Source organism: Pandoraea sp. PE-S2R-1 (genome assembly GCF_002179865.1).
GTDB lineage: Bacteria > Pseudomonadota > Gammaproteobacteria > Burkholderiales > Burkholderiaceae > Pandoraea.
Genome location: NZ_NGUR01000015.1, coordinates 164,609 through 188,896 on the forward strand (window position 1 = coordinate 164,609; position 24,288 = coordinate 188,896).

General features: G+C 63.1%; 13 protein-coding genes. 5 read left to right on the top strand and 8 right to left on the bottom strand.

What is annotated here, in order from left to right; all coding sequences use genetic code 11:
• Positions 1-29: 29 nt before the first annotated feature.
• Positions 30-953 carry a 5'-nucleotidase gene (locus tag CDV44_RS18190; RefSeq protein ID WP_058377403.1) on the top strand — a complete coding sequence of 308 codons (924 nt, stop codon included), beginning with the start codon at positions 30-32 and terminating at the stop codon, positions 951-953.
• Entirely contained in the window at positions 940-1,767 is an 828-nt protein-coding gene (queF, locus tag CDV44_RS18195) for an NADPH-dependent 7-cyano-7-deazaguanine reductase QueF (protein ID WP_087689370.1), read from the top strand. The genes CDV44_RS18190 and queF overlap by 14 nt, the downstream gene beginning before the upstream one ends.
• Positions 1,768-1,810: 43 nt before the next feature.
• Here queF and CDV44_RS18200 read toward each other — a convergent pair whose 3' ends face one another.
• From CDV44_RS18200 to CDV44_RS18220, 5 genes are all read right to left on the bottom strand, one after another.
• Positions 1,811-2,323: a hypothetical protein gene (locus CDV44_RS18200; RefSeq protein ID WP_087689373.1), complete on the bottom strand. Its 513-nt coding sequence runs from the start codon at positions 2,321-2,323 to the stop codon at positions 1,811-1,813.
• A 4-nt stretch (positions 2,324-2,327) separates the two neighbouring features.
• Positions 2,328-2,819 (bottom strand): hypothetical protein, encoded by a 492-nt coding sequence (locus CDV44_RS18205; protein WP_141118761.1) that lies wholly within the window; start codon positions 2,817-2,819, stop codon positions 2,328-2,330.
• A gap of 195 nt (positions 2,820-3,014) precedes the next feature.
• Complete coding sequence (locus tag CDV44_RS18210; protein ID WP_044457733.1) at positions 3,015-3,401, bottom strand: RidA family protein; 387 nt, start codon at positions 3,399-3,401, stop codon at positions 3,015-3,017.
• Positions 3,402-3,442: 41 nt separating this feature from the next.
• A complete protein-coding gene (locus CDV44_RS18215) occupies positions 3,443-4,936 on the bottom strand; it encodes an amidohydrolase family protein (protein WP_087689379.1) in 1,494 nt (497 codons plus the stop codon).
• A gap of 1 nt (position 4,937) precedes the next feature.
• Positions 4,938-5,819 (bottom strand): MurR/RpiR family transcriptional regulator, encoded by an 882-nt coding sequence (locus CDV44_RS18220; protein WP_087689381.1) that lies wholly within the window; start codon positions 5,817-5,819, stop codon positions 4,938-4,940.
• Between the two features lie 187 nt (positions 5,820-6,006).
• On the opposite strand from CDV44_RS18220, the gene CDV44_RS18225 reads away from it, so the two are divergent.
• Positions 6,007-7,278 carry an amino acid deaminase gene (locus CDV44_RS18225; protein ID WP_087689384.1) on the top strand — a complete coding sequence of 424 codons (1,272 nt, stop codon included), beginning with the start codon at positions 6,007-6,009 and terminating at the stop codon, positions 7,276-7,278.
• 146 nt (positions 7,279-7,424) lie between these two features.
• On the opposite strand, the gene CDV44_RS18230 is transcribed toward CDV44_RS18225, so the two are convergent.
• Both CDV44_RS18230 and CDV44_RS18235 read right to left on the bottom strand, forming a co-directional pair.
• Positions 7,425-7,967, bottom strand: a complete 543-nt coding sequence (locus tag CDV44_RS18230; RefSeq protein WP_087689386.1) for a MarR family winged helix-turn-helix transcriptional regulator — start codon at positions 7,965-7,967, stop codon at positions 7,425-7,427.
• A gap of 4 nt (positions 7,968-7,971) precedes the next feature.
• On the bottom strand, positions 7,972-9,567 hold the full coding sequence (locus CDV44_RS18235) for an MDR family MFS transporter (protein ID WP_087689389.1): 1,596 nt from the start codon (positions 9,565-9,567) through the stop codon (positions 7,972-7,974).
• 401 nt (positions 9,568-9,968) lie between these two features.
• Here CDV44_RS18235 and CDV44_RS18240 point away from each other — a divergent pair, with 401 nt between their 5' ends.
• Positions 9,969-10,502, top strand: a complete 534-nt coding sequence (locus CDV44_RS18240) for a hypothetical protein (RefSeq protein WP_141118762.1) — start codon at positions 9,969-9,971, stop codon at positions 10,500-10,502.
• 413 nt (positions 10,503-10,915) lie between these two features.
• Entirely contained in the window at positions 10,916-11,425 is a 510-nt protein-coding gene (locus CDV44_RS18245; RefSeq protein WP_087690707.1) for an AAA family ATPase, read from the top strand.
• Positions 11,426-11,641: 216 nt separating this feature from the next.
• Here CDV44_RS18245 and CDV44_RS18250 read toward each other — a convergent pair whose 3' ends face one another.
• Positions 11,642-24,271, bottom strand: a complete 12,630-nt coding sequence (locus CDV44_RS18250) for a filamentous haemagglutinin family protein (RefSeq protein WP_249277616.1) — start codon at positions 24,269-24,271, stop codon at positions 11,642-11,644.
• Positions 24,272-24,288 lie beyond the last annotated feature (17 nt).

The following is a 24,288-nucleotide window of genomic DNA, read 5'->3' on the forward strand; positions in this document are numbered from 1 at the left end:
CGAAACCGCACAGGAAACCGTCCGCCGCCATGCCGATCACACTCGAAAACAAGCTCGTCGTTGCGATCTCCTCGCGCGCGCTGTTCGACTTCGAGGAGGAGAACCGCGTCTATGAGACCGGCGTGGCGAGCGGTGACGATCAGTCGTACATGCAGTACCAGCTCGACCGGCTCGACGTGCCTGCGCGTATCGGCGTGGCCTTCCCGCTGGTGCAGAAACTGCTCGCGTTCAACCGGGGCGATGAGCATCGCGTGGAAGTCGTGGTGCTCTCGCGCAACGATCCCGTGAGCGGTCTGCGCGTCTTCCGCTCGGCCAAACAAGAGGGGTTGAAGATCGAGCGCGGTGTGTTTACGCGCGGACGCGAACCGTTCGGCTATCTCAACGCGCTCGGGGCGCATCTCTTCCTCTCGGTCAACGAGAACGATGTGCGCAGCGCACTGATGGCGGGCTTTCCTGCCGCGCGCGTGTACCCCGATTCGGCCAAAGAGGCGGAACTGCATCCCGACGAAATCCGCATCGCGTTCGATGGCGACGCGGTGCTCTTCTCCGACGAGGCCGAGCAGATCTTCCAGCGCAACGGCCTCGATGCGTTTCAGCAGCACGAAACCGAGCGCGCCGCCACGCCGCTGCCGCCGGGTCCGTTCAAGCCGCTGCTGCTCGCGCTGCACCGTTTGCAAGTGCTGGCGGGACAGGAAGTGCCGGTGAAAATCCGCACGGCCCTCGTGACGGCACGCTCGGCGCCCGCGCACGAACGCGCCATCCGCACGTTGATGGACTGGAAGATCAACATCGACGAGGCCATGTTTCTGGGCGGGCTGGACAAAGGCGCATTCCTGCGCGAGTTCGAGCCCGATTTCTTTTTCGACGATCAGACACGCCATTGCGAGTCGGCCGCGCGGGTCACCCCGACCGGCCACGTCATCAGTGGCATAGCAAACCATGACAACGCCTGACCAATCTCCGCTCGGCAAAGAAGTTGGCTACACCGAGCAATACGACCCGTCCCTGCTGTTTCCGATTGCCCGCGCTCCGGCGCGCGCCGCCATCGGCGTGCCGGACGCCCTGCCGTTCTTCGGCGCCGACATCTGGAACGGCTACGAGCTCTCGTGGCTGGGCGACAAGGGCAAGCCGCACATCGCGCTGCTCACGGCCATCGTGCCGGCCGACTCGCCGAACATCATCGAGTCGAAGTCGTTCAAGCTCTATCTGGGATCGTTTGCGCAGACCAAACTGGCGAATGCCGACGCCGCGCGCGCGTTGATTCAACAGGATCTGTCGGAAGCGGCGGGCGCCTCGGTACAGGTGAAGCTGGTCGAGCCGAGCGGCTTCGGCAAACTTCAACTGGACGAACTCGACGGCCTGCTCGTCGATCGACTGGACGTCGAGACCGATATCTACTCACCGGATGCCAGCCTGCTCAAAGCGGCGCAGGGCGAGCCGCATGTGGAAGAAACGCTGGTCTCGAATCTGCTCAAGTCGAACTGCCCGGTGACCGGACAGCCCGACTGGGGCAGCTTGCAGATTCGCTACAACGGCCCGCCGATCGATCAGGAAGGCCTGTTGAAGTACGTGATCTCGTATCGCCGGCACACCGGCTTTCACGAGCAATGCGTGGAAGGCATCTTCATGGACATCATGCGTCAGTGCAAGCCGACCCAGTTGGCGGTGTACGCGCGTTACACGCGGCGCGGCGGGCTCGACATCAACCCGTTCCGCACCAACTTCACGCAGCCAATGCCGGACAACGCGCGCAGTGCGCGTCAGTAACGCACGCTCGCAACATTCGCATTGTTCGGCGCCCGGGCCGGGATCAACATCTGAACCCGAGCGCCGAAAGATGCTTTTGCGCGGTGCTGGCCACCGGTGCATGTCTCGGCTGTCCGTCGCAACGCAAGAGCGTCTCTTTCAATGCGCGCACGGCTGGCCCCCAGCAATGCAGCCTGAGCAGGCATTCCCCGACGCGATACATCGGCCCGGGCGCTGTCTCGTCCATCATGGCGGCGGCGATGAGCAGCGGCAACGCCGCCTCGGCTTCATCGGCGCGGCAAAGCGCCAGCCCAAGCGCGACGGCATAGTCGGGTTCCAGCGGACACGCCGACAGCAGCGGTGCGAAGCACTCGATCGCGTGAATAAAATCGCCACGCTCAAACGCGCCGTAACCGCATCGGTACACGGCGTCGCATTGCGCGGCATCCCATTCCCCCGGCTGCGGCAGTGCCATCTCAGGCACCGCAGACACCGACGAATCGCCCTCGCGGATCGTTTCCAGCGCGATTTCGATCTGGCTCGCGATGCTCCTTGAAGTCGGCCCGGGGCGAACCATTCGATTAGATGTGTCCACTCGACCCCACCTCCGTATCACGGGTTATCGGGCTGGCGTGTCGCCCCGATGGGAGCGGCGGCGATGGCTCGCCGCGACACGCCGTCACGCATCGGCAGGCGTGCCGCAGTCCTGAGGCCACCAACACCAGCGACAACGCACCCATCGTCCCGCCCACGGCGTAACGGATGTGCTTGTCGGCAGCGGTCGGTGGCGGGTCGGTATCGAATGCGCTGTCGTAAAACGCGAGATAGGCGGCAGCCGCCGCCCCCGTCGTACCGAGTGCGGTGAGCGCGACGGCGACCCAACCATTCACGTAAGCCGAATGACTGCGCTCGCTGATCGAGCGCCGCGATGCCCGACCGCACGAGCGCATGTCATCGGGCGACGTCAGTCCCTCGATGTTGAACAATTCATCGCCGTCGCCGCCTGCGCCGCTGCGCAATTGCAAAACTGCGACACGCGGCACCGTCCCCATCGAAATCGATTCTGTCCTCACAAGTCGCCTCCTCGTTAAATGAGAGACGCCATCGTGCAGGCGCGAGTCCGGCATCGCCATCGAAGCCGAACCGCAGACTTTGCGGAACCGTCACCGACGTGTCCGCCCTTGCCTATACCCCCCGCGGAATTCGGCGGCGGAAAAACAAACGGCCGACACATCGGTCGGCCGTTTGTCGCGTACTGAGACTTCTCGTCAGGCGGCGGGCTTCTTGTAGGCCACGCAATCCACTTCGACCTTGCAGTCGATGACCATGCTCGACACCACGCAGGCGCGTGCCGGCGGATGATCGCCGAAGTATTCCTTGAACACCTTGTTGAACGAGGCAAAGTCACGCGGGTCGTCGAGCCACACGCCGATGCGCATCACGTGCTCGGTGCCATAACCGGCTTCCGTGAGGATCGCGATCATGTTCTGAATCGCCTGATGCGACTGCGCAACGATGCCGCCGTCGATCACTTCGCCGTCTTTCATCGGGGTCTGTCCCGAGACGAACAGGAAGCCGTCGGCTTCGGTAGCTCGTGCAAAGGGCATGCGTTGGCCGCCCGTGCCCTGCCCGCCTTCTACGCCATATCGTTTGATGCTCATCATCGCTCCTTTCGACAAAACTGCCTGAACTGCATTTACAAAACCGGTTGCGGCGTGCCGCGCCGCACGAAACGGCCCGAGCGAGCCGCCGACGTCGGGGCGCGGTCCTGCCACGACAACACGCCGTTGACCCACACCGCCGCGATACCGAATGCGGGCTGCATCGGGTCGGTAAACGTCGCCGCATCGCCCACGGTTTCCGGATCGAACAACACCAGATCGGCCCAGTAACCTTCACGCACGAAGCCACGCTCCGTGAGCCCGAACCGCTCGGCCGACAGACCGGTCATCTTGCGCACTGCCTCGGCCAGCGGGAACAGTTGCTGCTCGCGGCTATAACGGCCGAGCACGCGCGGGAATGCGCCCCACAGCCGCGGGTGCGGCAGCGGGTCGTTCGGCAAGCCGTCCGAGCCGACGACGGTGGCGGGGTGACGCAAAATCCGGCGCACGTCGTCTTCTTCCATGCAGTGATAGACCGCACCGGCCGGTTGCAGCCGCTTGGCTGCTTCCATCAGATCGACGCCCCATTCGGCAGCAATCGCCGCCAGCAACTTGCCGCCTTGCGCCGGATGCGGTTGCGACCACGTCACGAGAATGTCGAAGTCGTCGGTCACCTGTTTCAGATCGAGCGTGCTCGAACTGGCCGTGTACGGATAGCAATCGCAGCCGACCGGCTGGTAGCGTTGTGCCTTGTCCACAGCGTCGAGAATCTCTGCGCTGCGGCCCCAGTTGTCGACACCGGCGCACTTCAGATGCGAGATGACGACCGGCACGCGCGCATGGCGTCCGATGCGAAACGCTTCATCGAGCGCTTCCAAAATTTCCGCGAATTCCGTGCGCAGATGCGTCGCGTACAGACCACCGGCTTGCGCCAGCGGTTCGGCGAGCGCGAGCACTTCTTCCGTCGGCGCTGCGTTGGCATTGGCGTAAGCGAGACCGGTCGAGAGACCGAGAGCGCCATGATCGAGCGCCTCGCGCAGTTGCGCGCGCATGCCGTCGATTTCTGCCTCGGTGGCCGCACGATCGAGCCGATCCATATGATTGCTGCGCAGCGCCGTATGACCGATGAGCGCTGCCACGTTGATGGCAGGCTGCGCCTTTTCGAGCGCTTCGACGTAGGCGGCAAACGTCGGGTATTGGAACGCTTCGGCCTCGCCGAGCAGGTTCATCGGATCGGGCGGATCGCCCTTGAGCGACACCGGCGACGCGCTGATACCGCAATTGCCGACGACCACCGTCGTCACGCCTTGCGACAGCTTGGGCGTCATTTCCGGGGCGCGCACGACATTGGTGTCGTCGTGAGTGTGCACGTCGATAAAGCCGGGGCTCAGCACCTGACCGGCCCCGTCGATACGTTGTGCCGCGTGCCAATCCGACAGCGTGCCCGTCGGCGCAATCGCGTGAATGCGGCCATCGCGCAATGCCACGTCGAAGCGCGCCTCGGACATCGCGGCGCCCGAGCCATCGGCCACGCGCACGTTGGTAATCAGCGTGTCCACGGTTTGTGCGGTTTCAGGGGTATCAGTCATATCAATCTCCCAGAGGCTGGCGGTCGCCGCCACCCCGATGCGTGTCGAGCACGTACTTGATCCGCCGCAGCAGCGCCTGACTCTGCGGCTTGGCCAGCAGCGCCAGTTCGGTAGCGAGCACATCCATGGCCAGCAACATGGCGTAGCGCGACGACGACGGTTTGAAAATGAAATCGGTTTCCAGCGCACGAATCGGCAGCACTTCGTCCGCGAGCGCCGCCAGCGGCGAGCCGGTGGCGGTGATCGCGATCAACTGCGCGCCGTATTCGCGGGCGACCTCGCAGGCCGACAGCAATTCAGGCGTGTGCCCGCTGACGGAAAACGCCAGCACCACATCTTCACGATTCAGCGTGCCCGCGACCATGCGCGCCAGCACGGCGTCCTGATAGCTGGCAATCGGACGCCCAAGCCGCACGAGGCGGTAACGGGCTTCGTCGGCCATGAGCGACGAGCCGCCGCCCATCCCGAACGCGTAGACCATGCGGGCGGACGCGAGGCGTTCGGCAGCGCGACGCACCGTGTCCGGCTTGATGAGCGCGCGGTGCACCTGTAGCGTTGTCTGAATATCGTCCGCGATGCGATCGATCGTCTCGCCCGAGCCGTCCTGTCCGTTGGCGGCGTTCGCGCCAAAGAAGCGCTGCCCGACCACCGCCGCCTGCGCCAGACGAAGTTTGAGGTCGCGCACGTCGCGGCAACCCATCGCCTTCGCGAAACGCGTGACGCTCGCCTCGCTCACGCCAGCACGGTCTGCGAGCACGTTGATCGATGAGGCTGCGGCGCCCGCCACGTCCTCGAGCACCACCTGCGCGACCTTGCGCTCGGCTTGGCTCAAGGCGTCGCTGCGTTCTGCCACGCGCGTCACGATATCGAAGGGCTCAGTCATGTATTGGGTCGCGGATTGGATCGCAAATTGGGTCGGTGTGGGGCCCCGATGGGCGCCGGTTTCAGATTTTGACGAATTTTTGGTACTTTATAACAAAATTGTCAAACGCTGGTAATTCAACGCTATTATAGGAGCCATTCGGCTAATGGCGAGGCATGGCCCGCGGGCTCTTCGTGGAGAATTCTCAATGACTGATACAAACTATCAACATGGCATGATCGATACCCTCAACAAGGGGCTCGGCGCATTGGATGCCGCCTTGGCGCCGTCGGCCACGACGGGACTGGGCTGGAATTTGCTGAACGAAGACCTGAGCCTGCCGACGGCGGTGCTCTACGAGGACAAGATTCGCCACAACCTCGCGTGGATGCAACGTTTCGTTCACGAATACGGGGTGAAGCTCGCGCCGCACGGCAAGACGACGATGGCGCCGAAGCTGTTCCGCCGTCAGTTGGACGGTGGCGCGTGGGGCATCACGCTGGCCACCGCGCAGCAAACCAATGCCGCGTATCACCATGGCGTGCGTCGCGTGTTGATGGCCAACCAGTTGGTGGGCAAGCGCAACATGACGATGATTGCCGACCTGCTCGCCGATCCGAGTTTCGAGTTTTTCTGTCTGGTCGATTCCGCCGCAGCGGTCGCACATCTGGGTGAGTTCTTCCGCGCCCGCAAGCAGCAGATTCAGGTGCTGATCGAGTTGGGCGTGACGGGTGGCCGTACCGGTGTGCGTGATAGCGCACAACAGCAGGCGGTGCTCGATGCGCTTACCGAGTACAAGGACGCCGTGAAGCTGGCGGGTGTCGAAGTCTACGAGGGCGTACTCAGCACGGAAGCCGACATTCGCGCGTTCCTGCAACGTGCGGTCGGCATCACGCGCGAGCTGATCGCGGCGGGTCGCATCGAGCGCACGCCGGCGGTGCTTTCGGGGGCGGGCTCGGCGTGGTACGACATCGTAGCGGAAGAGTTCGCCAACAAGGATGTGGGCGCGCCGCTCGACGTGGTGCTGCGTCCCGGCTGCTATCTCACGCACGACGTGGGCATCTACAAGGCTGCGCAGGCGCAAATCGCCACGCGTAATCCGATTGCGAAGCAAATGCGTTCGCAACTGCAACCGGCGTTGCAACTGTGGGCTTACGTGCAGTCGATTCCGGAAGCCGAGCGCGCCATCATTGCGCTGGGCAAGCGCGACGCGGCGTTCGATGCGGGCATGCCGGAACCGGCACAACGCTTCCGTCCGGGCAAGGACAAGGCCCCGGCCGCGACGCCCGAGCACTGGGAAATCACGGGCATGATGGATCAGCACGCTTATCTGCGCATCGCCCCCGGTGACGATATTCAAGTGGGCGACATGATCGCGTTCGACATCTCGCACCCGTGCCTCACGTTCGACAAGTGGCGTCACCTGCCGGTGGTCGATGGCGATTACAACGTGGTCGAAGTCGTGCAGACGTTCTTCTGATCAACTGACGAACGCAGGTGAAAGCAAAGAAGCCGCCCGAGGGCGGCTTCTTGCATTGAGGCGGGTGCGATCGCCTCACGAGGCTGACCGGCGGACCGAATGGCGGACTGACTTTCGGGCGGACTGTCGGCTGACTGGCGGACTGACTAAGTGGCTATCGACTTTTTCGCCGCACGCTTGCGAGGGGCAGTCGATGTTTCCTGCGTCGCGTCGCTACCCTTCTCGGTGGCCGCTTTGCCTGCATCCTCGCCGCCGCGGGCACGCGACGATACCGATTTAAAGCGTGCTTCGAGATGAACCAATGCACTTTCCAGCGCGGCGATGTCGGCGGCGGTCATGCCGTCGAGCGCATCGTCGAAGAACGCCTGACGGCGCGGCGTGGCTTCATCGTGCACGCGCTGGCCATCATCGGTGAGCGTGACATTGGTGAGCCGGTTGTCATCGGGATCGGTCACGCGCGTGAGCCAGCCGAGCGCTTCCATCGATTGCAGTTGGCGCGTAAGTTGTGCCGGATCGAGACGGCAGTGTTCGGCGAGAAACTTCTGCGAACAGGTACCGCGCTCGGCCAGCGCAAAAATGATTCGCCAGCGTGGCAGCGGGTGCCCGACCTTGGCGTCGAACGCGCTCATCATGGCGCGATACGTCAGGCTCAGTTGCTGAATGACGTTGCGTTTCAGTGGTGTCGGCATGCCATTACTCTCCGGCAGGCGGCGTCGGCTTGGCGCCGCGCGAAAGACGAATGAGCGGCACACGGCGAACAAACCACAGCCCAGCAAGTGCCGCGGCGAGCGACAGCATCTGTCCGTTGTGAATGGCACCGACGAGCGCCGTGCGCGACGCCTCGATCAGCAGCGCGCCGTTCTGCCCCATATGCGCCACCGTTGCCAGAAAATCGCTCTGCGCTTGCGCGTTGACGAGAATCTGCGGATCGGTGAGTTGCGCCGTCCATTGCTGGCCACCGGTAGCGACGAGCGATTCCTTCACGCGCGCGGTGTAGCTATGCCCCACGAGCGTACCGACGATTGCCGTCCCGAGCATGCCGCCAATCATGCGCAGCGACTGCATGAGTGCGGTGGCAATGCCAAGGTGCGCACGTCCCGCCACTTCTTGCGCAAACACCGTGAGGTTCGGCAACACAAAGCCGAGGCCCAGACCGGCGAGCAGCATATAGAAAGCGATGAGGCCATGCGGTGTGCCGCGATGCGTGGTGATCACGCCTGCACAAGCAATCGCGAGCAATAAGAAGCCGCCATATAGCATGACATTCGGATTGCGCAGACGCGTGATCAGTCGACCATTGGCAATACTGCCGACGGTGATACACACCACCATAGGCGTGATCAGCAAGCCGGTTTCGCGGGGTGACAGACCAAAGCCGCCTTGCAACATCAACGGCGCGTAGAACAACACACCGAACATTGAAAAGCCGCCAAAAACCGCGAGCACAAAGAGCGCCGCCAGACTCGGGTTGCGGAACATTTCGAACGGAATAATCGGGTGCGACGTGCGTTGTTCCCACCAGTAGAGCGCGAGCGACGTCACGACGAACGCGACGAAGAGAAACACCACACCGCGCGAGAGACCGTCTGCCGGCAACCATTCGACCAACATTTGCAGGCTGCCGAGTGCGGCGGCGATCAGCAGTGCGCCCAGCCAGTCGAGACTGGCCTTGCCGTGTTCGTCGGCGCGCATATGGGGTAGATGGCGAGCGACAAACCAGAGGCCGAGCAGGCCGACGGGCAGGTTCACGTAGAACACCGAGCGCCAGCCATAGGCTTCCGTGAGAAAGCCACCGAGCGAGGGGCCGATGGCATTCGCAATACCGAACGCCGAGCTGAGCATGACTTGCCAGCGCAGGCGCACGTGCGGATCGGGGAACAGTTCAGGAATGCAGGCGAAGGCGGTACCGACGAGCATGCCACCGCCAATGCCTTGCAGCGCACGCGCGATCACGAGGAACGGCATGCTGTTTGCCGCACCACACAGGACGGAAGCGCCGGTGAAGACGACGATAGCGGCGATCACAAACGGCTTTCGCCCGTAGTAGTCGCCGAGCCGTCCGAAGATCGGCACGGTGATGACGGAGGTGAGCAGATACGACGTGGCAACCCACGCGTAGTACTCGAACCCCTTGAGTTCAGCGACGATGGTCGGCAGCGCGGTCCCGACGACGGTCTGGTCGAGCGCGACCAGCATCGTACAGAAACACAGACCCAGCATCGCCACGATGGACTGCCGAAAAGGCAACACCTGCCCCGCCGAATGCGGGGTGGACGGATTAGAAGACATTTTTTGGACGGATCAATGTTTGATCAGTCAACGATTATATCACGTTAGTTGCGGAGGGCGCTGAGGCGGTGTTAATCGGAATAAAAACGGTGACGGCGTAGCGGAGTCGGGGTGCCCCGTGGGCCACGCTGCCGGGCGCGGGCCGTTTAGCGGTCAAAGTGCGAGGACCGCTTTCGGCCAAAAGCGGTCGTTCAGTATGCCTCTACAACGCGTTCGTGGATGCAATCCCATGTCTCGACGCACCTTGTACGCGTACGTTTGTGGCGCAAACCTGACGGGCCTTGTGGAATACCTGTACTTCGTAGAATCTGAGACTCCACCTTAGCAAGCTGAGAGATACCATTGGGACCGCCGTTCCTTCGACACCGTAACCAACTCACAATCTACGAATGCGTCCTACTTTGGCAGCAACGCTTGCAGCCGTCAGCGTTTTTTCTGGCCTTGCTGACACTGCTTATGCCCAGCAGCGCCTCTCTCCTACCGAAATTGCCGCGAGGGCCGCAGTAACCCCCCCATTCTCGGAGGAGAGAAATGCGGCAACCGGCTTCATTGCAACGCGAACCTTCTACATCGGTCGGATGGCGTTGACATGCAAGGCACTCCTGGGCGAAGAGGAGTCATTTCCAGCCGACATGGTGGCGAAGTGGAGGACCGCAAATGCTTCATATGCCCGTGCCACTGCCAGGTATACCAACGAGTTACTTAAATCGATTCCAGACTCGCTGGGCGCTCAAGCTCTTGCCAGCTACATCAACAGCACGGTTCGGCGTGACGGGCAGAAAGCCGTCGATGATGTGCTCAAAGGCACTGAAGAGGAGAGGCGGACCGCGTGCATGAAGTTTGTAATCCTTTTTGCAAATGGTCAGTACAACGTCTCCGATAAAGAGCCATTCTTTGCCACGTTGCAAGAACTGGTCCAGGGGTTCGACTGGTAAGGGCATTACGCGGTCTGGCGAACGTCTGCCTCCAAGAGGCTCGATTGCCTGCTTCGGGTCGAAAGCCGCCGTTCGTTATCATCGACGTAACCGACTTTATTCCTCAGCACTACGCAGATCACTCCCCGCGGCGTGACGGTAACCGTTTGAACAAGGAATGGCCATCCCTCTGCTTTCAAGTAGTTACTACGCTTCGAGGTAACCGTTTTTATTACTAATATCAGCGGTGTGTTAATAGGAATAAAAACGGTAACGGCGTAGGGGAGTCGGAGTGACCCGTAGGCCCCCCCCACCGGGCGCGGGCCGTGTAGCGGTCAAAATGCGAGGCCCGTTTTCGGCCAACACCGGCCACTGGAGGTCGCGACAGGAATCCGCGACAATCGGCCAATATTCCAATGCAGAGAGCGTCGAAAATGTTGATTGCCTTCGGAGGGCTGCCGGGCACCGGAAAGACAACGGTAGCGCAAACGCTTGCTCGTAAGCTCGCGGCAGTTTATCTGCGGATCGATACGTTGGAACAGGCATTTATCGCGGCCGGGAGCAACGCGGCGGATATCGGACCTGCCGGCTATCTGGCCGCATATGCGGTTGCGAAAGATAATTTGCGCCTTGGGTTGACCGTCGTTGTGGACTCAGTCAATTCGTTGCATGTGACGCGTAGCGCTTGGAGACGTGTGGCGCTCGAAGCAGGTGTGAGCATCTTCGAGATTGAGTTAATTTGTTCTGATAAAACGGCGCACCGTCTGAGGGTCGAGGAGCGACGGGCAGACATCCTTGGCCACAAGCTGCCAACCTGGAAGGACGTGCTCGAGCGTCAATACGATGCATGGGAATCAGAACATCTTGTCATCGACACAGCTCATGTTTCGGTTGAACATGCTGTCGAAACTATCGATCGTCGGTTGTCGATGCCGGAGCCATAAATCCGAATGCTGTAGCGTTCGAGAAAATTCGCTTTCTTGGGTATTTCTGGATGACGCCAAGACCTCAACGTCCGCTTCGGAGCGGCGCGTCCGTTTTCAATCGCGTCTGCCCCCAGCATTTCCCGGGCCACAGGCCCCCCAAAATAAAACAGCCCACCGACCGAACTCCCGCTCAGACCGATGGGCTTCTTCCCCCTTGCGATTCAACGTCGAGACTTACCGGTCCTGCCGCAACGCCAGACGTTCCGCATCGCTAAGACGTGACCACAGTGCCTGATCGACCTTCTCCCCGAGCCCCACGATCTGCACCGGGTTGGACGCGTTGTAGCCGGTAGTCGTGGGTGACAGCGACGAGCGCAACGGTGCCGCTCTGCCCGTCTCCCCGGGCGCCGGTTCACTGCCCTGCCCCAACGTGCGCACCGTGAAGATCGACGGCTGTGACTGACGTGCGGCATTACGCTCACGCTGCACGGCGTCCTGTGCCGCAGCGGCCGCCTGCGATGCGCTCGCGCTGGCATTGGTCAGCGCGGCAACGTTCACGCCAGCGACAACCGGCAATCCCGCCGACTTGCCCTGCACCTGAATGTTTGCAGCATTTACCACTTGCAGCGCCACCAGGTTCAGACTGCCCGACACACGAATGCCCGCCTCGCCAGCATCGATCGTCCCCAACGGTGCCAGCAGATCAACGTCGCCTGCCTTCACTTCTGGAATCGGATTGAGCGTGGCGATCCCGGCACCGGTACTCGGCACCTGCGGCGATAGCTTGACGTTGCCCCATTGGTCGTATTCACGCTTGGGCGGCGTGTACACCACGGTCGACTTCGAGCCCCGACCGGCGTTGATGTCGCCTTCCGACGACCATCCCAGAATGTCGCCGCCAAACGTCGTCATGATGCGGCTCTGCCCCAGCAAAATGCTGCCGTGCGAGAACATCTCGATGTTGCCGCCCCCTTGCGTCAACACCCCCGATTGCGCAGGCGGTGCCGCACCTTCAATGCCAACCACCATTCGGCCACCCGGCGTCAGCATCTGAATATCGCCGCCGAAATTGGTTCGGACGAAACCACTGCGCGGCGTATATTCATACCGCCGGTTGAGTTCGTCATACGTGGTGCGCAGCCCCCGGAACATCACGATATCGCCGGCGTACGTCACCGGGTTGCCATCGGCGTCGATCTCGGGTGCGAGTGTGGCAATCGCATTGCGGCTGCGCAGGAAGCTGCCGTAGCGCGGGCTCGCCGGATCGTTGTACTCGCGACCACCGGCCTTCAACTCCGCAAAATAAACGTTGCGGGCAAAGACACGCTGCTGCGCCACCGGCAACGCGAAATAGAAGGCACGCGCTTCGTCTGCCGTCCCCGAGAATCCGTAACGTTCGCCAAGCCATGTCACGAGTTCGGTTTCGTACGTCTTGACGACCTTGCCCGCCTGATCTGCCAGCGGTACGCCGGTACGCGCCAGATTCGTCGCGTCCAGATAGGGTTTGACGAACTGGAGGTAATCCAGTCCCTTCGCCCCCACGCCCGCCTGCATGGCGATGCCCGCCCCGGGGCGCGTGTCGCTCGACACCACCGGCCCCAGACTCGTAACCCCCGCTCGATCCTCCATCAGAATATTGCGACCGGCACTGATATCCAACGTGCCGGGGCCGGCCACGTTGAACGTGCTGTACAGAATGTCGCGACCGGCGGACACAACCGAAACATCGGACGCATTGCTGTGCACGAACAAGTTCCCCGTGCCGGTGTAGCCGAACTCGGCATTCCCGATTCCCGCACCGTCCTCGAGCACCAGACTCCCGCTTCTCACGATGTCGCGCCCTGCCCGCATGGCGACCGGCCCGCCTTCGTACCATGTGCGGCCGAGTCTCGGGTCTTTTTCGAAGAAGTTTCCTTTGCCGGTGAATTTCAGGACACGTCCGGTGTTCACGCCGACGAGATCACCGTCCACCGCGTAAAAGAGCGACGTTGACGCGCCCGTATTCGGCAACCCTGCCGCAGAGTTTGCACCGAAGACAAACATCGGGAACGTCGAGCTGTTCGCGCGATTACCGTCCCCCGCATAGTTGCGGGCGTCCGCCGTCGACGCGTATGACCCCCCAATGGGGTACATCCACGCGAGATACGCAGGCCGTTGCGGTGTCGGCATCGTGCTCGTCGGCGCGCTCGACGGGCTGACCGTGAACACCCCTGCGAAAATCGAATCGGCTGCGAGAAATTGCAACTCACCGCCCGACGCCGACGGCGCAAGCAGCAGGGGCATGGGGGAGACGCTGCTGTCAGCTTGGTAGAAACGAACCGCCTGGCCGTAGTACAGGCTGCCACTCGGCGCAACCGCCCGCAGAATCGATGGGTACACGATCCCCTCGTCGGTGACGGTGCCGACCATGCTCGTCAAGGGTGTGAGATTTCCCCCGGCGGACACCATATCGATGGCGGTGCGATTCGTCCACAAGGTGAACCAGCTCCAGCCATAACCATTGATGGCGGATTTGCTCACGTAGGGCGAATAAAACTCCAACGGCAGGCGGCCCGGGTCCGCGACGTCCTGCGTGACCTGATCCGACAACGAATACAGGCTAAAGGTGGCGTCCCCCGGCACGAGTGTGAACCCGCCCCGCGCAATGCCTCGCGTCGACCGGAAAGCATCGAAGGCGCGCGTTTCATTCGGCGTATGTTGGGTGGACGTGCTCCCGTAGGTCAGATCGATCGCGCCGATCGTCGCTGCCTTGATCTCCGTATGACCTCGCAGATTGGTGACCACGCCGTTTGCGTGATTGAGGGCGCTCACACCGATCGGATTGATCGCACCGCTCACACGCACGTCGAGATCGCCGCCGCCGGTCAAGGAGATGCTGCCATCCGGCGCGACGCGCCCGGTGCCCCCGACGGCCAGGGCAAGCCCCTGCGGCCGCGCGTTCACGTTGATGTCATACCGGCTGCCCACGAGCCTTGCCAACTGACCTGCGTCGCCGTCGACCTGCGCCGTGAGATTGCCGCCGCCCAGCGTTCCGAAGCCGGTAAAGCCGACCAGACGCGTGACACCGTTACCCAACCCACTGACAAAACTACCGAAGTTGATCCACCATGCCGTAGGCTGCGCCGGTGCACCGATATCGACATCGGCACTGCCCTGACGCCAGAGCCACGTGCCGACATTCGCGCTGTCATAGCCGGCATCCCCCGGCAGCGGTCGCGTGGAGCTCGCCCCGCTCGGTTGCAGCAACGATCCCGTCAGGTTCCCCCCGACGCGCAGCAACAGATTGCCGCCCTGATCGGGATACCACGCGCGATACAAGCTCTCCTCGCCGCCGTTCACGAACGGCTCATTGTTGCCTGCCACTTCGCTGAGTACCTTGCCCAACGAATTTTTCCCGCGCGGCTGATTGAACGGGTCCCCCGCACGCGTGGCGCTCGACGACGTGCCTGCGGTATAGACGCCGAACAGCGAGTCCATGCGCATGTTGCCGCCGCTGAGCAGTTCCAGATCGCCCGTGCCCGTGCGCAACACGCTAAAGCGTTGGTTCGTCGGGGAGTAGGCATAGGTCATGCCCGGGGTCGTACACCATGTCGGGTTGTCCTCGCACAAGGTTGGCCAATTCAAGCCCACGGTATCCACCACGTCACCCGCGCGAACGCTCGGGTCGGCAAATTCGTCCGCACCTTGTTGGGTCCAGGTGTAGCTCACCTTCACCTGACAGTTTTCCGAATCGTTCTTACAAAACTCTTCGGCCGTCATGTCGACGCCAATGCTCTTGAGAAAATCATCTTCGATCTTCTCCCCCGCCACAATGCCGTCGATGCCGAGGTCTGCGGCGGCTTGCGTCCAGTATCCGACCCCCTTGGGCGGAATACCCCGGCCATACATGCCGTAGTGACTGTCCGCCAGTCGCAGATCGCCATGCGGCGGGCGCGCTTGCACAATGCGGCTGTCGGCGGCGTCGGTGTCCGCGCCTGCCACCAGTCGCATCGACCATGACTGCGACCCCTCCGGCAGCATTTGCGCGAGCGCCCACACCTTGCCCTGACGTCCGCCAATCTCCGGGCGCAACGCCACCGAGTCGGCATCCCCCGGCAGTTTGACGTCGGTTCCCGACGGAATGATCGCACCGGCAGCAAGCGCTTTGGCGCCGTTAAGCGATACGAAGTTTCGCGTCAGGGTCCCCTCTCCCGGGTCCGGCATACCGGGCAACGGTATGCCTTTCGGCCAGATCATCGCGCTGACGCTCACGCCAGAGGTGAACACCGACCCTGCGTCGAGACGCGCGTTCGCGGCGATGGTGACCGTCGTTTTCAGGACGGTGCCCGCCGCGTAAAGCACGTTGCCGGCGCTGTCGCGTATGGCGGCTGCGAGCACCGTCCCGGCGGGCAACACCAACGGCTCGGCGAGCGTGACCGATACCGGCACGCGCACCCCTGCCGGGATAACGAAGCCTCTGATCGGCACGTCGTAATTGAGAATAGAACCGACGGGGAAGGCCGTGCCGTCGGCCAGCGTCACTCCAACGCCCGGCACCACAATGTCGTCGCCGCCGAAGTTGATCCCCTTCAACAGCATCCAGCCCGAGTCGTCCTTGGTGACCGGCGGCGGCGAGAAGCCGTCGTTGATGCTGCCGAAAATGTCGAGATTGCCGCCGGCGCGCACGGTCAGCATGCCCACTTCGCCAGAGCCATAGACACCGGTCTTCGCCGTCAGCGGATTCAGGCTCGCGTAGCGGTAGCCGGACAAATCCACGTCGCCACGAACGACCATGTCGCCGTCGGCGGTCTTGCTGACGACTTCAACGCCGGGACGCAAATGCAAGACGTTGAGGTAGTTGGCGTTGTTCAACCCCGCCATCTTCGCGTTCAGCAGATTGCCGTTGACCAATGCATGGTCGATGAATTGCGTGCTGTCGGCGTGTTTGGCGTCGAGGTAGGCCTGATCGATCACCTGATACGGGCGGCCACCCGCCGCCAGTTCCAGCACCGGTTTGCCATTGACGTCCAGCACCACATTGCCGTTAGCGTCCTTGACGGTTGCATAAGGCGCATCGGTGTAACGCTGCATGCCATTCAGGGCAATCGACTTCGCGCCGCGAATCGTCACGCCGCCACGCGCATCGATGGCGATGTCGCCATACGTGGGGGCGTCGGCATCGTCGACACGGCCCTGACTGCCCACGCGCGGGGCATTCAGCGTCAGGGTGCCGCGCGACACCCCATCGTTCTGCCCCGGCCCCGTACCCAACGCCGCTCCTGTGCCGTGTCGCAGATCGATCTGCGCACCGCCCGCCAGCGTCAGCGTGCCGTCACCCGAGCTGAGTTCGACGATGGCCCGGTTCGGGCTGTCGATGATCTTGCCGTAGCTGTCCACACGCAGCAGCGTGCCATGCGCGTCAAGAACGGCACCGTCGGTCAACGTCAGCCCATTTTTTGCGGCCAGACGGATGGTGCCGACAGCGTCTCCACTCGCATCGATGCGCCCTGCCACCGTCAGGCGGCCATTGTCGACAGACACGTTGACTTCGCCCGCCTTGACCTCGTTACCGATCGTCAGATCGCCGCGTTTGAGCTGGAAGCTGCGACCACCCAATACGCCTGCCTCGTTTAGACGCGTGTTGAGTGCCGCGAACTGGGTATCCAGAGAACCCGCACCCAGCGATTGCGCACGGACTTCCATCCGGGCGGACTTGAACGGCACGAGCGTGCCGCTCGCGTCGTAATAGCCGCTGCTCTTGCCCAGAATCCTGCCTTGCAAATCCACCTGCCCCGCTGCCGCATCGAGGGCCACCGCCTTGAGCGTGCCTGCGCTGCTGTTGACGGCGGAGATGTCGATCGTCGACGCCGCTGACTGGAAGATGTTGCCGCCACGGCTTTCCAGCACGACGTCGCCACCCCACGTGTATTTGTCGACGTCGAAGAAGCTTCGCTTGCGTCCTGCCAGATCGATCTGCGCACTGTCGGCCAGCGTCAGGTCCTTGTCGGCAATCAGCGTGAGCTTGCCGCTCGGCAACACCACGGCGGTGGCCACACGCAAGGTGTCGCCGTGCAATGTCAGATCCGCGCCAAGGGCATCGATATCGCGGGAGTGGTCGACGGGCGTTGCGCCCGCCGGTGCCGCGACGGAAATCGCACCGCCTGCCGTGATTCGGCTGGACGAACCCGCGGCCCCCGTCATCAAGGGCGTCGTCAGGTTCAGGTTGCCGCCTTGATATTGGAACCCGTTGTAGGTGTCGTAAGCGCCTTGCGACTGGTACACCGACAGGCTGCCCCGGTGGTTCGACGTGATGCGCTCGCTAGCCTTGATGTTGACGTTCGCGAAGCCCAGCGCCAGGCGCTCATACGAGGTCACGCTGCTCGGCTGAGCGAACGGGCTGAAGCCGAATTCGAAGCGATCCGTCTCCAGATTCAGCGTACCGGCCCCCGTGCCTGCGCCGCTGGCAATCACCGTGCCGGGCGTGTTCGACGTGCCGCCCCAGACGAGATTCGCCGTGCGAATTGTCGCGACGCTTGCGCTGTCGCCTTGCCCATACATGGCCGGGGTCGTCAGCACCAGACGGCTCAGCGACGACTTGCCGGTGGCCTTGTCATAGGTATCGAGTACCGAGTCGCCATAGAAATTGATGCTGTTTGCGGCGCTCAGCGTGAGCGTTTCCAGCGCGGGGGCGCCTGTCGACGTGTCACCGTGCAGCAAACGATCCAGCACGCGCTGGTTCATCGCCAGCCCCGCCGCAGCGGTGCCGTTTGCCTGCGCCGCTGCGAGCGCCTGCGTGGACCCGATGTTGATCGCGCCCACGGCCAGCGTCAGATTGCGCGTGCCGTAGCGCACCGCGTCGTCAATGGTGAATGTCCCGGTGGTCGACGCGGCCAGCGTGCCTTCTGAATAGAGCGTTGTCGTGCCGACACATTCGCCGGTGGGACACACACCGATCTCCAGTGCGCCACGCGCGCTACTGGTCGACGGCAAGATATTGAGCAGCCCGTTGGACGCGGCAAGCACATAGCGGTCCGATTTATAGACGAAGCCGTCGGCGGCGTCGTAAGCGACCTTGCCACGGCCGAGCGTATTGATACTCGCGCCCTGCTCCACCCGGATCAGGCCGCCGGGTGCCGTCGGGTCGGAGGATTCCGATGCCACCAGGAAAACTTCCGGTGCCGAAAGCGTGGTGCCGCTGCGCAGGTAGATCTCCAGCGGCGTATTTTCACCGAACGTCACATAGTTGCCGCCTTGCCCGTAGGTCGTCGTTGTCATGCCGCCGATGACCATGCGGGCTGCGCCGATATTGTTCAGGCTGTCTGCCCGCAGCGTGACGCCGGCAAACCCGGCGGTGGCCTGTGCGGCGACAATTTCGATCGCCTGTTTTTGACCCACGTTAGGCACGACAACGGATACTGTCCCCCCGTAGCCCCCCGCTGCGGGTGCAAAGCGACCGATGCCGTCGAACCGGAAGGCATCCGCCCCCGCCCCTTGCTGCAACGTCAGTTGAAGCGTCTTCGCGTCGGCCGGCAATCCGGGACGTGGAATCCCTCGTCGAGCGGCATCCGCCAGCGAAAATGCGGTGAAGCCGGTTTCGTTGTACTGAGAATAGGTCCGCAGGACCTTTGCAGGCGTGAGAATGATCTGGCTGGCGAGGCTATCGTGCGTACCGGTGCCTGCGACCGACAGCGTGCCGGACGCCGACCACGATCCATTGCGCATTGCCAGCGCCACCCCGCCTGCGCCCTGTCCCGCGCGTGCGTTGATCTCCACCCGGAATGCGCCCGGCAGCAGCGCATACGTCGAGGGCATCAGCGTGTAAGTGCCTGCCGGAAGTCCGGGCACCCCCGCGCCAATGGTGATCTGACGGCCGATGGCCGGATCGGCGGCACCGCCGCCCGACGACGGCGCGTAGCCACTTTGTGTGCCGGGAACAATCGCGTAAACCGGATTGGTCTTCAGGTCCGGCAACGTCAGTCCGCCGTTCGGCCCCACTTGCACCAGCGGATAGAAGCGAGCGTCCGTGGACCCTCCTCGCCCGGAGACGAAGCCTGCCCCCGTCAGTTCCCCGCCACCGGAAAGGTCCAGCACTGCGCCGCTATCGACAGTGATCGACTTCCCGCCCAGCACCATACCCCGCACGAGGTTGCCGCGGAAGTCAGACCCGCCCACACCGTCTGGCGTGACGTCTTTGCCGTTGTACTGCCAGCTTTGCCCATCGGTCGTGCCGCCGTACGGCATGACAAGCCCGGCACCGCTCACGGAACTCACGCTCCCGGGGAGCAGGTGAACGTTCAGCGTGACCTCATCTTTGAAGCCGGTTGCGCCTATCCGAAGGCGTCCAAGCGGCGCGCGAACGATCCCGCCCTGTTCGATATTCGCTGCCAGCAGCGAAAGGGTGCCGAACACCGAGAAAGGGACATCGGGGATGGTATCGGTCGTGCGTGCAATGGTCAGCGTGCGTTTCGGGTCGTACCCGCTCGCAATGCTTCCCGCGATAACGGCCGCCCCTGCGTTCGTATCCGGGTACAGCTGTGCCGCGCGCAGCGTGATGTCGCCGGGGCCGACCAGCGACGTGGCAGGCGCTTGCCCGTCCCATCCGTCGACCGTCGCCATGAAGCGCAGGTCTCCACGACTGGTCAATTCGATGAGATCGGCGTTGAACATCGTATTCCCGCGCACATCGATCAGATTGGCGAGGGCGTCCATTTTGGCGATGACCGGACGGACCTGTGGCGTCGTTGTGCCGGGGGTGACATAGCCGTCCCGGCCGCCCGGACGTTGCATGGCCAGACGAAGGTACGAGGATTCAAGATGCACGTTCGGCGAACCGGTGGAACCCGCCACCGTGGTGATCCCCCCGTAGAACTGAAGATTCTGGTTGACCTTGAGCGACACGTCACCGGCGACGGCGGTGGATGCGAACAAAGAGAGATTGTCGAAGCCGCCCGCGTTGATCTGGGCAACGGACAAACGGCCATAGCCGTACGTCAATGCCGCAGCCGCCTGCGCGGGCGTCTGGATCGTGCGCAACGGGCTCGCGCTCTGCGTCTGTTCAAGAATCAGCTCGCGTGTTTTCAAGACACGTTGGGTGGCGTCGTTCTTCCGGTACATCGCGGTGATTTGCGCCACCGACAGGGTGCCGCCGGCCGCATTGCCGCCCCCCGATGCGGCCTTGAAAGCGCCGTCCAGATAAAGACCGCTGTTGGATGCCAGCGAGATGCTGCCGCCATTCGATGCGACGAGCCGGTTCCCTTGCGCGTCGACATTGAGGGTTGCCTGCGCACCCGACGCATCGAGCAATGCGCCATCACGCACGACGATGAACAGGTCCGAGCCCGTCGCGGTGCCGTTGACGTGATTGATATCGCCACCGATGACGATGTTGCCGCCGTTGCGCACGAAGCCGTAAGGATTGCCGCGCGCGTCGAGCGCCGTGGCCGCGCGGGCTGCGACGTCAAGCACCGCGTTCTCGCCGATCCAGATCGAGCGGCCGTGCCCGATCGCATTCACGGTCTCGGCGATCAGCCCGTTTTCCTTCATGTCGCCCAGCGTGATATTGCCGCCCCAGGCGTTGAGGGTGCCATCGATCGTCATCTGACCGACGCTGTTCAGCGTGATCGATTGGCCCGGATCGACGCTGACGACGGCCCCCTTGCCGATCGTCAATTGCGATGCCGCCATGTCTGCTGCCGTGGACAGGTAGTTACCCGTCTGGAGCATCAGACTTGCGCCCTTGCGCTGGGTCAGTTTCGCCTTGGCGGCATCGGCCTGATACAACGGCGGTGTCCAGACGGTGAACATGTCACGCAGGTCGCCGGTCGTCAGATCGCGGGTTTCATCGGCGCGACGATAGACCGGCATGGTGACGTCGATGTACGCGCCGTCGTTGACCGCCACGCCCGACGCCCCCGTGACGCGGTAGCTGGAGAATCCTTTATTGAAGAATCCGGCATCCCACGCCAACGTGCCGGGTTCCGGCGCTGCCGATGTGTCGCCGATGACGATCTTGCGCGACTGAACGTCCAGCGTGCCGCCGCCGCTAAAGCCATAGGCACGAATCGCAGCGTTCGGATCGAGGGCCAGCGTTGCACCGTTGCCCACGGCCGCCAGCGTCACGTCGCCGCCCCGTCCGCCCTGCAACTTTCCGTCGCTCATGACCGCCAAACCGGAGGACACGTCCACGAGGCTGCCACGCGCGAGTGCCAGATTGCCGCTACCGCGAATGGAGACACTGCCACCGTCGCGATATGGCAGACCATCGACGCCATCGGGGGACGTCAACAAGTTGCGCCACAAGCCGCTCGCGTCGAGTTTCACCCCCTCGGCAATGGCTACGTTCCCGATGGGCGATGCCGCATTGGCGACCGTATCGGCGAGGCCGTTCTGGCCCATCTGATTCAGCAGGCTGCCAATCTGGATACGCCCGCCATGCGCCGTCACATCGGCATTCACGGCAATATCGTTGCCGAACAGCGTGAGCGTGCCGCCCGAGGCCACCTGAAGCGCGCTGCCCACCTCGATCTTGTCCTTGGCTGCAACACGAATCGCACCGAGAGCAAAGCCGTTGAGCAACGACGTGTCGAGTACCAGCCCGCCCTGACGATCGGCAGGCAGTGCCGTCGTGAGATCCAGCCCCGCCGCAATCTTCGCCTGCGCCTCACGCAGGTCGACCTGACGCATCACCGCGCTCAGGTTGTCGTACAGCAGCCCGCTCGTCTTGTCATACATCGGCTGGATTTGGCCGACGATCAGTTGACCGCGACGAGCGGCAGCGTTCTGCGACTGGTTGTACGAATCGAGGTCAGGTGCCGGCGCTTGCGTCTGGCGCGCGCCCTGAAACACATCGCCCACGATGCCGCCTTCGAGCACGGCACCTTGGGTCGAAATCACGAGACGGCCGGCATCGCGGCCAACCGTGTAACCATTTTCCAGCCGCGTGGTCGATCCGATGAACGGCGTGGCGTAATACTGCGTCGCCTTGTCGCCCCACCGCGCGTGAGTGTCCTCGAAACCCTTGTATACGCCCGTGTATATCAAGTCGCCGGGGGCCGACGATACCTCGTAGAGACGTCCGTCAGCGCCCTTGAGCCACGTCTGGTTCAGGGTGCCCGTCTGCACATTGAACGTGCCGCCCGACAGGTTGATCTTCGAGCCAGCTTGTGTGACGACGTCTTTGCCGCTGAAGGTCAGCGAGCCGCCCTGCGCCATCCACTCGCCGACCGTATGACCTTGTGTGCCGAGATAGCCGCCGACTTCCAGCAAGCCGCCACCGGTGTACCACCGGTCGCTGTCGTAGCCGTTCGTGCCCTTCGGGACAAACACAACTTTGCGCCGGTCGATCCACACGTCATTGCTGTTGAGCAGCAGGTTGTCGCGATTGCCCGGCGCGTCGCGTTGCTCGTTGCCCTGCACGTTGACCTTGACGTTGTTGCTCTCCATCGACAGATTGACGCCGACGGCACCCGAAACATCGAGTTGCGCACGGTCGCGCACGAGACTGCGTGTCGCGGCGTTGACGACAATCTGCCCGCCGGTGGCAAGCGTCAACGAATCCGGCAGAAAGTCGATGGTCCCGGAACTCGTGATTTCCACGCGCGACTGATCGCGACGGTCATTCACCGGGTTGATGTCGTACGCGCTGTCGACGGGCGGTCCGAGCAGGGAACTGCGCTGGCTGTTCAACGCGCTGCCATTGCCTTCGATGACGATGGCGCTTGTTGCGCCGGGGCCAAGGGCCACCTTGCCGTCTGCGCCGAGGGCCACGAAATGCAGCGTACCGCGCGTGTTCACCGTCGTCGTGGCGATGGCAACGGCGTTTTGCTGTACGTCACGCCCAACGAGCGATACGTCGCCCTCCCGCGCCACGATCAGCCCGGTATTGCGAACCAGCCCCGACGCGCTATTCGCATCGAACTGCGGCGTGACCATGTTGCCACGCGTCGTCAACGTGGGATCGCTGTCGGTGCCGACACCCCGCCGGATGATGAAGCTGTCGCCGGCCGCCATGGCGGTCTGCCCTCGGGGTGTGGCAATGCTGCCCGCGTTGTGGACTTCCTGCCCGAGCAGCAGCACGTAACCGCCCCCGTCCGTCGACGCGTTCGGTGCGCGCGTGCCGATCTGTGCGCCCGCCTGCACCTGCACCTTGCCTGCGGCCCCCGTGAAGGTGGGCGTGTTCGTGCCAGTGCCGTAAATACCATTGTTCTTGAACTGATCGTTCGTGATGCTGGCGGCGGCAGCCACGAGGTTGCGCGTATCGACCTGACTCGTGCCCGTGAACAAGATCCCGTTGCGGTTCGCGATCAGTACGGTGCCGTCCGCCTTGATCTGGCCCTGAATGACACTCGGACGCGCCTGCGGATCGTTCACCCGGTTGAGCACGGCCCAATCGCGCTGTTGATCGAACGCAACGGTCGTGTTCTTGCCGACGTTGAACGTCTCCCAGTTCAGAATGGCCTTGTCGGCGGTCTGGCGAACGGCGACCGTGGTCTTGCCGTCGGACGTCGTCTGCGTCGGCGCGTTCGCGTTGATCCAGCCTTGCGTCAGGCTGTTGGTATCGACTTTGAGGCCGCCCGTGATCAGTCCATCCGGCACGGAAGCATCGTTCTGCGCGGCCTGACGCGCTGCCGCTTGCATCGATTGTTGCGCAGCAAGGGCCTGCGCCGTGATACCCAGATTATCGATGGAGCGCTGCAATTGAATGTTTGCGAGACGCTGCTGCTCCGAGGGCGTATTCAGTGACGACACCGGCATGCCATTGGGCAACCGGCCCGTCTGCGTGGCCGTGCTCTGCGCGGCGCCCCGGGCAGCGAACCATCCAGCGCTGAACGCCTGCTGGGCGTGGGCGTCGACGAACAGGCCGCCCGTCGCAAGGGCTATCGCCACGGCGCGCGTCATCGGCG

Excerpts from the sequence above, each read along its gene's own strand:
- CDV44_RS18190 (WP_058377403.1), top strand. The coding sequence starts at position 30 with ATGCCGATCACACTCGAAAACAAGCTCGTCGTTGCGATCTCCTCGCGC.
- queF (WP_087689370.1), top strand. The coding sequence starts at position 940 with ATGACAACGCCTGACCAATCTCCGCTCGGCAAAGAAGTTGGCTACACC.
- CDV44_RS18200 (WP_087689373.1), bottom strand. The coding sequence starts at position 2,323 with ATGGTTCGCCCCGGGCCGACTTCAAGGAGCATCGCGAGCCAGATCGAA.
- CDV44_RS18215 (WP_087689379.1), bottom strand. The coding sequence starts at position 4,936 with ATGACTGATACCCCTGAAACCGCACAAACCGTGGACACGCTGATTACC.
- CDV44_RS18220 (WP_087689381.1), bottom strand. The coding sequence starts at position 5,819 with ATGACTGAGCCCTTCGATATCGTGACGCGCGTGGCAGAACGCAGCGAC.
- CDV44_RS18225 (WP_087689384.1), top strand. The coding sequence starts at position 6,007 with ATGACTGATACAAACTATCAACATGGCATGATCGATACCCTCAACAAG.
- CDV44_RS18230 (WP_087689386.1), bottom strand. The coding sequence starts at position 7,967 with ATGCCGACACCACTGAAACGCAACGTCATTCAGCAACTGAGCCTGACG.
- CDV44_RS18235 (WP_087689389.1), bottom strand. The coding sequence starts at position 9,567 with ATGTCTTCTAATCCGTCCACCCCGCATTCGGCGGGGCAGGTGTTGCCT.
- CDV44_RS18245 (WP_087690707.1), top strand. The coding sequence starts at position 10,916 with ATGTTGATTGCCTTCGGAGGGCTGCCGGGCACCGGAAAGACAACGGTA.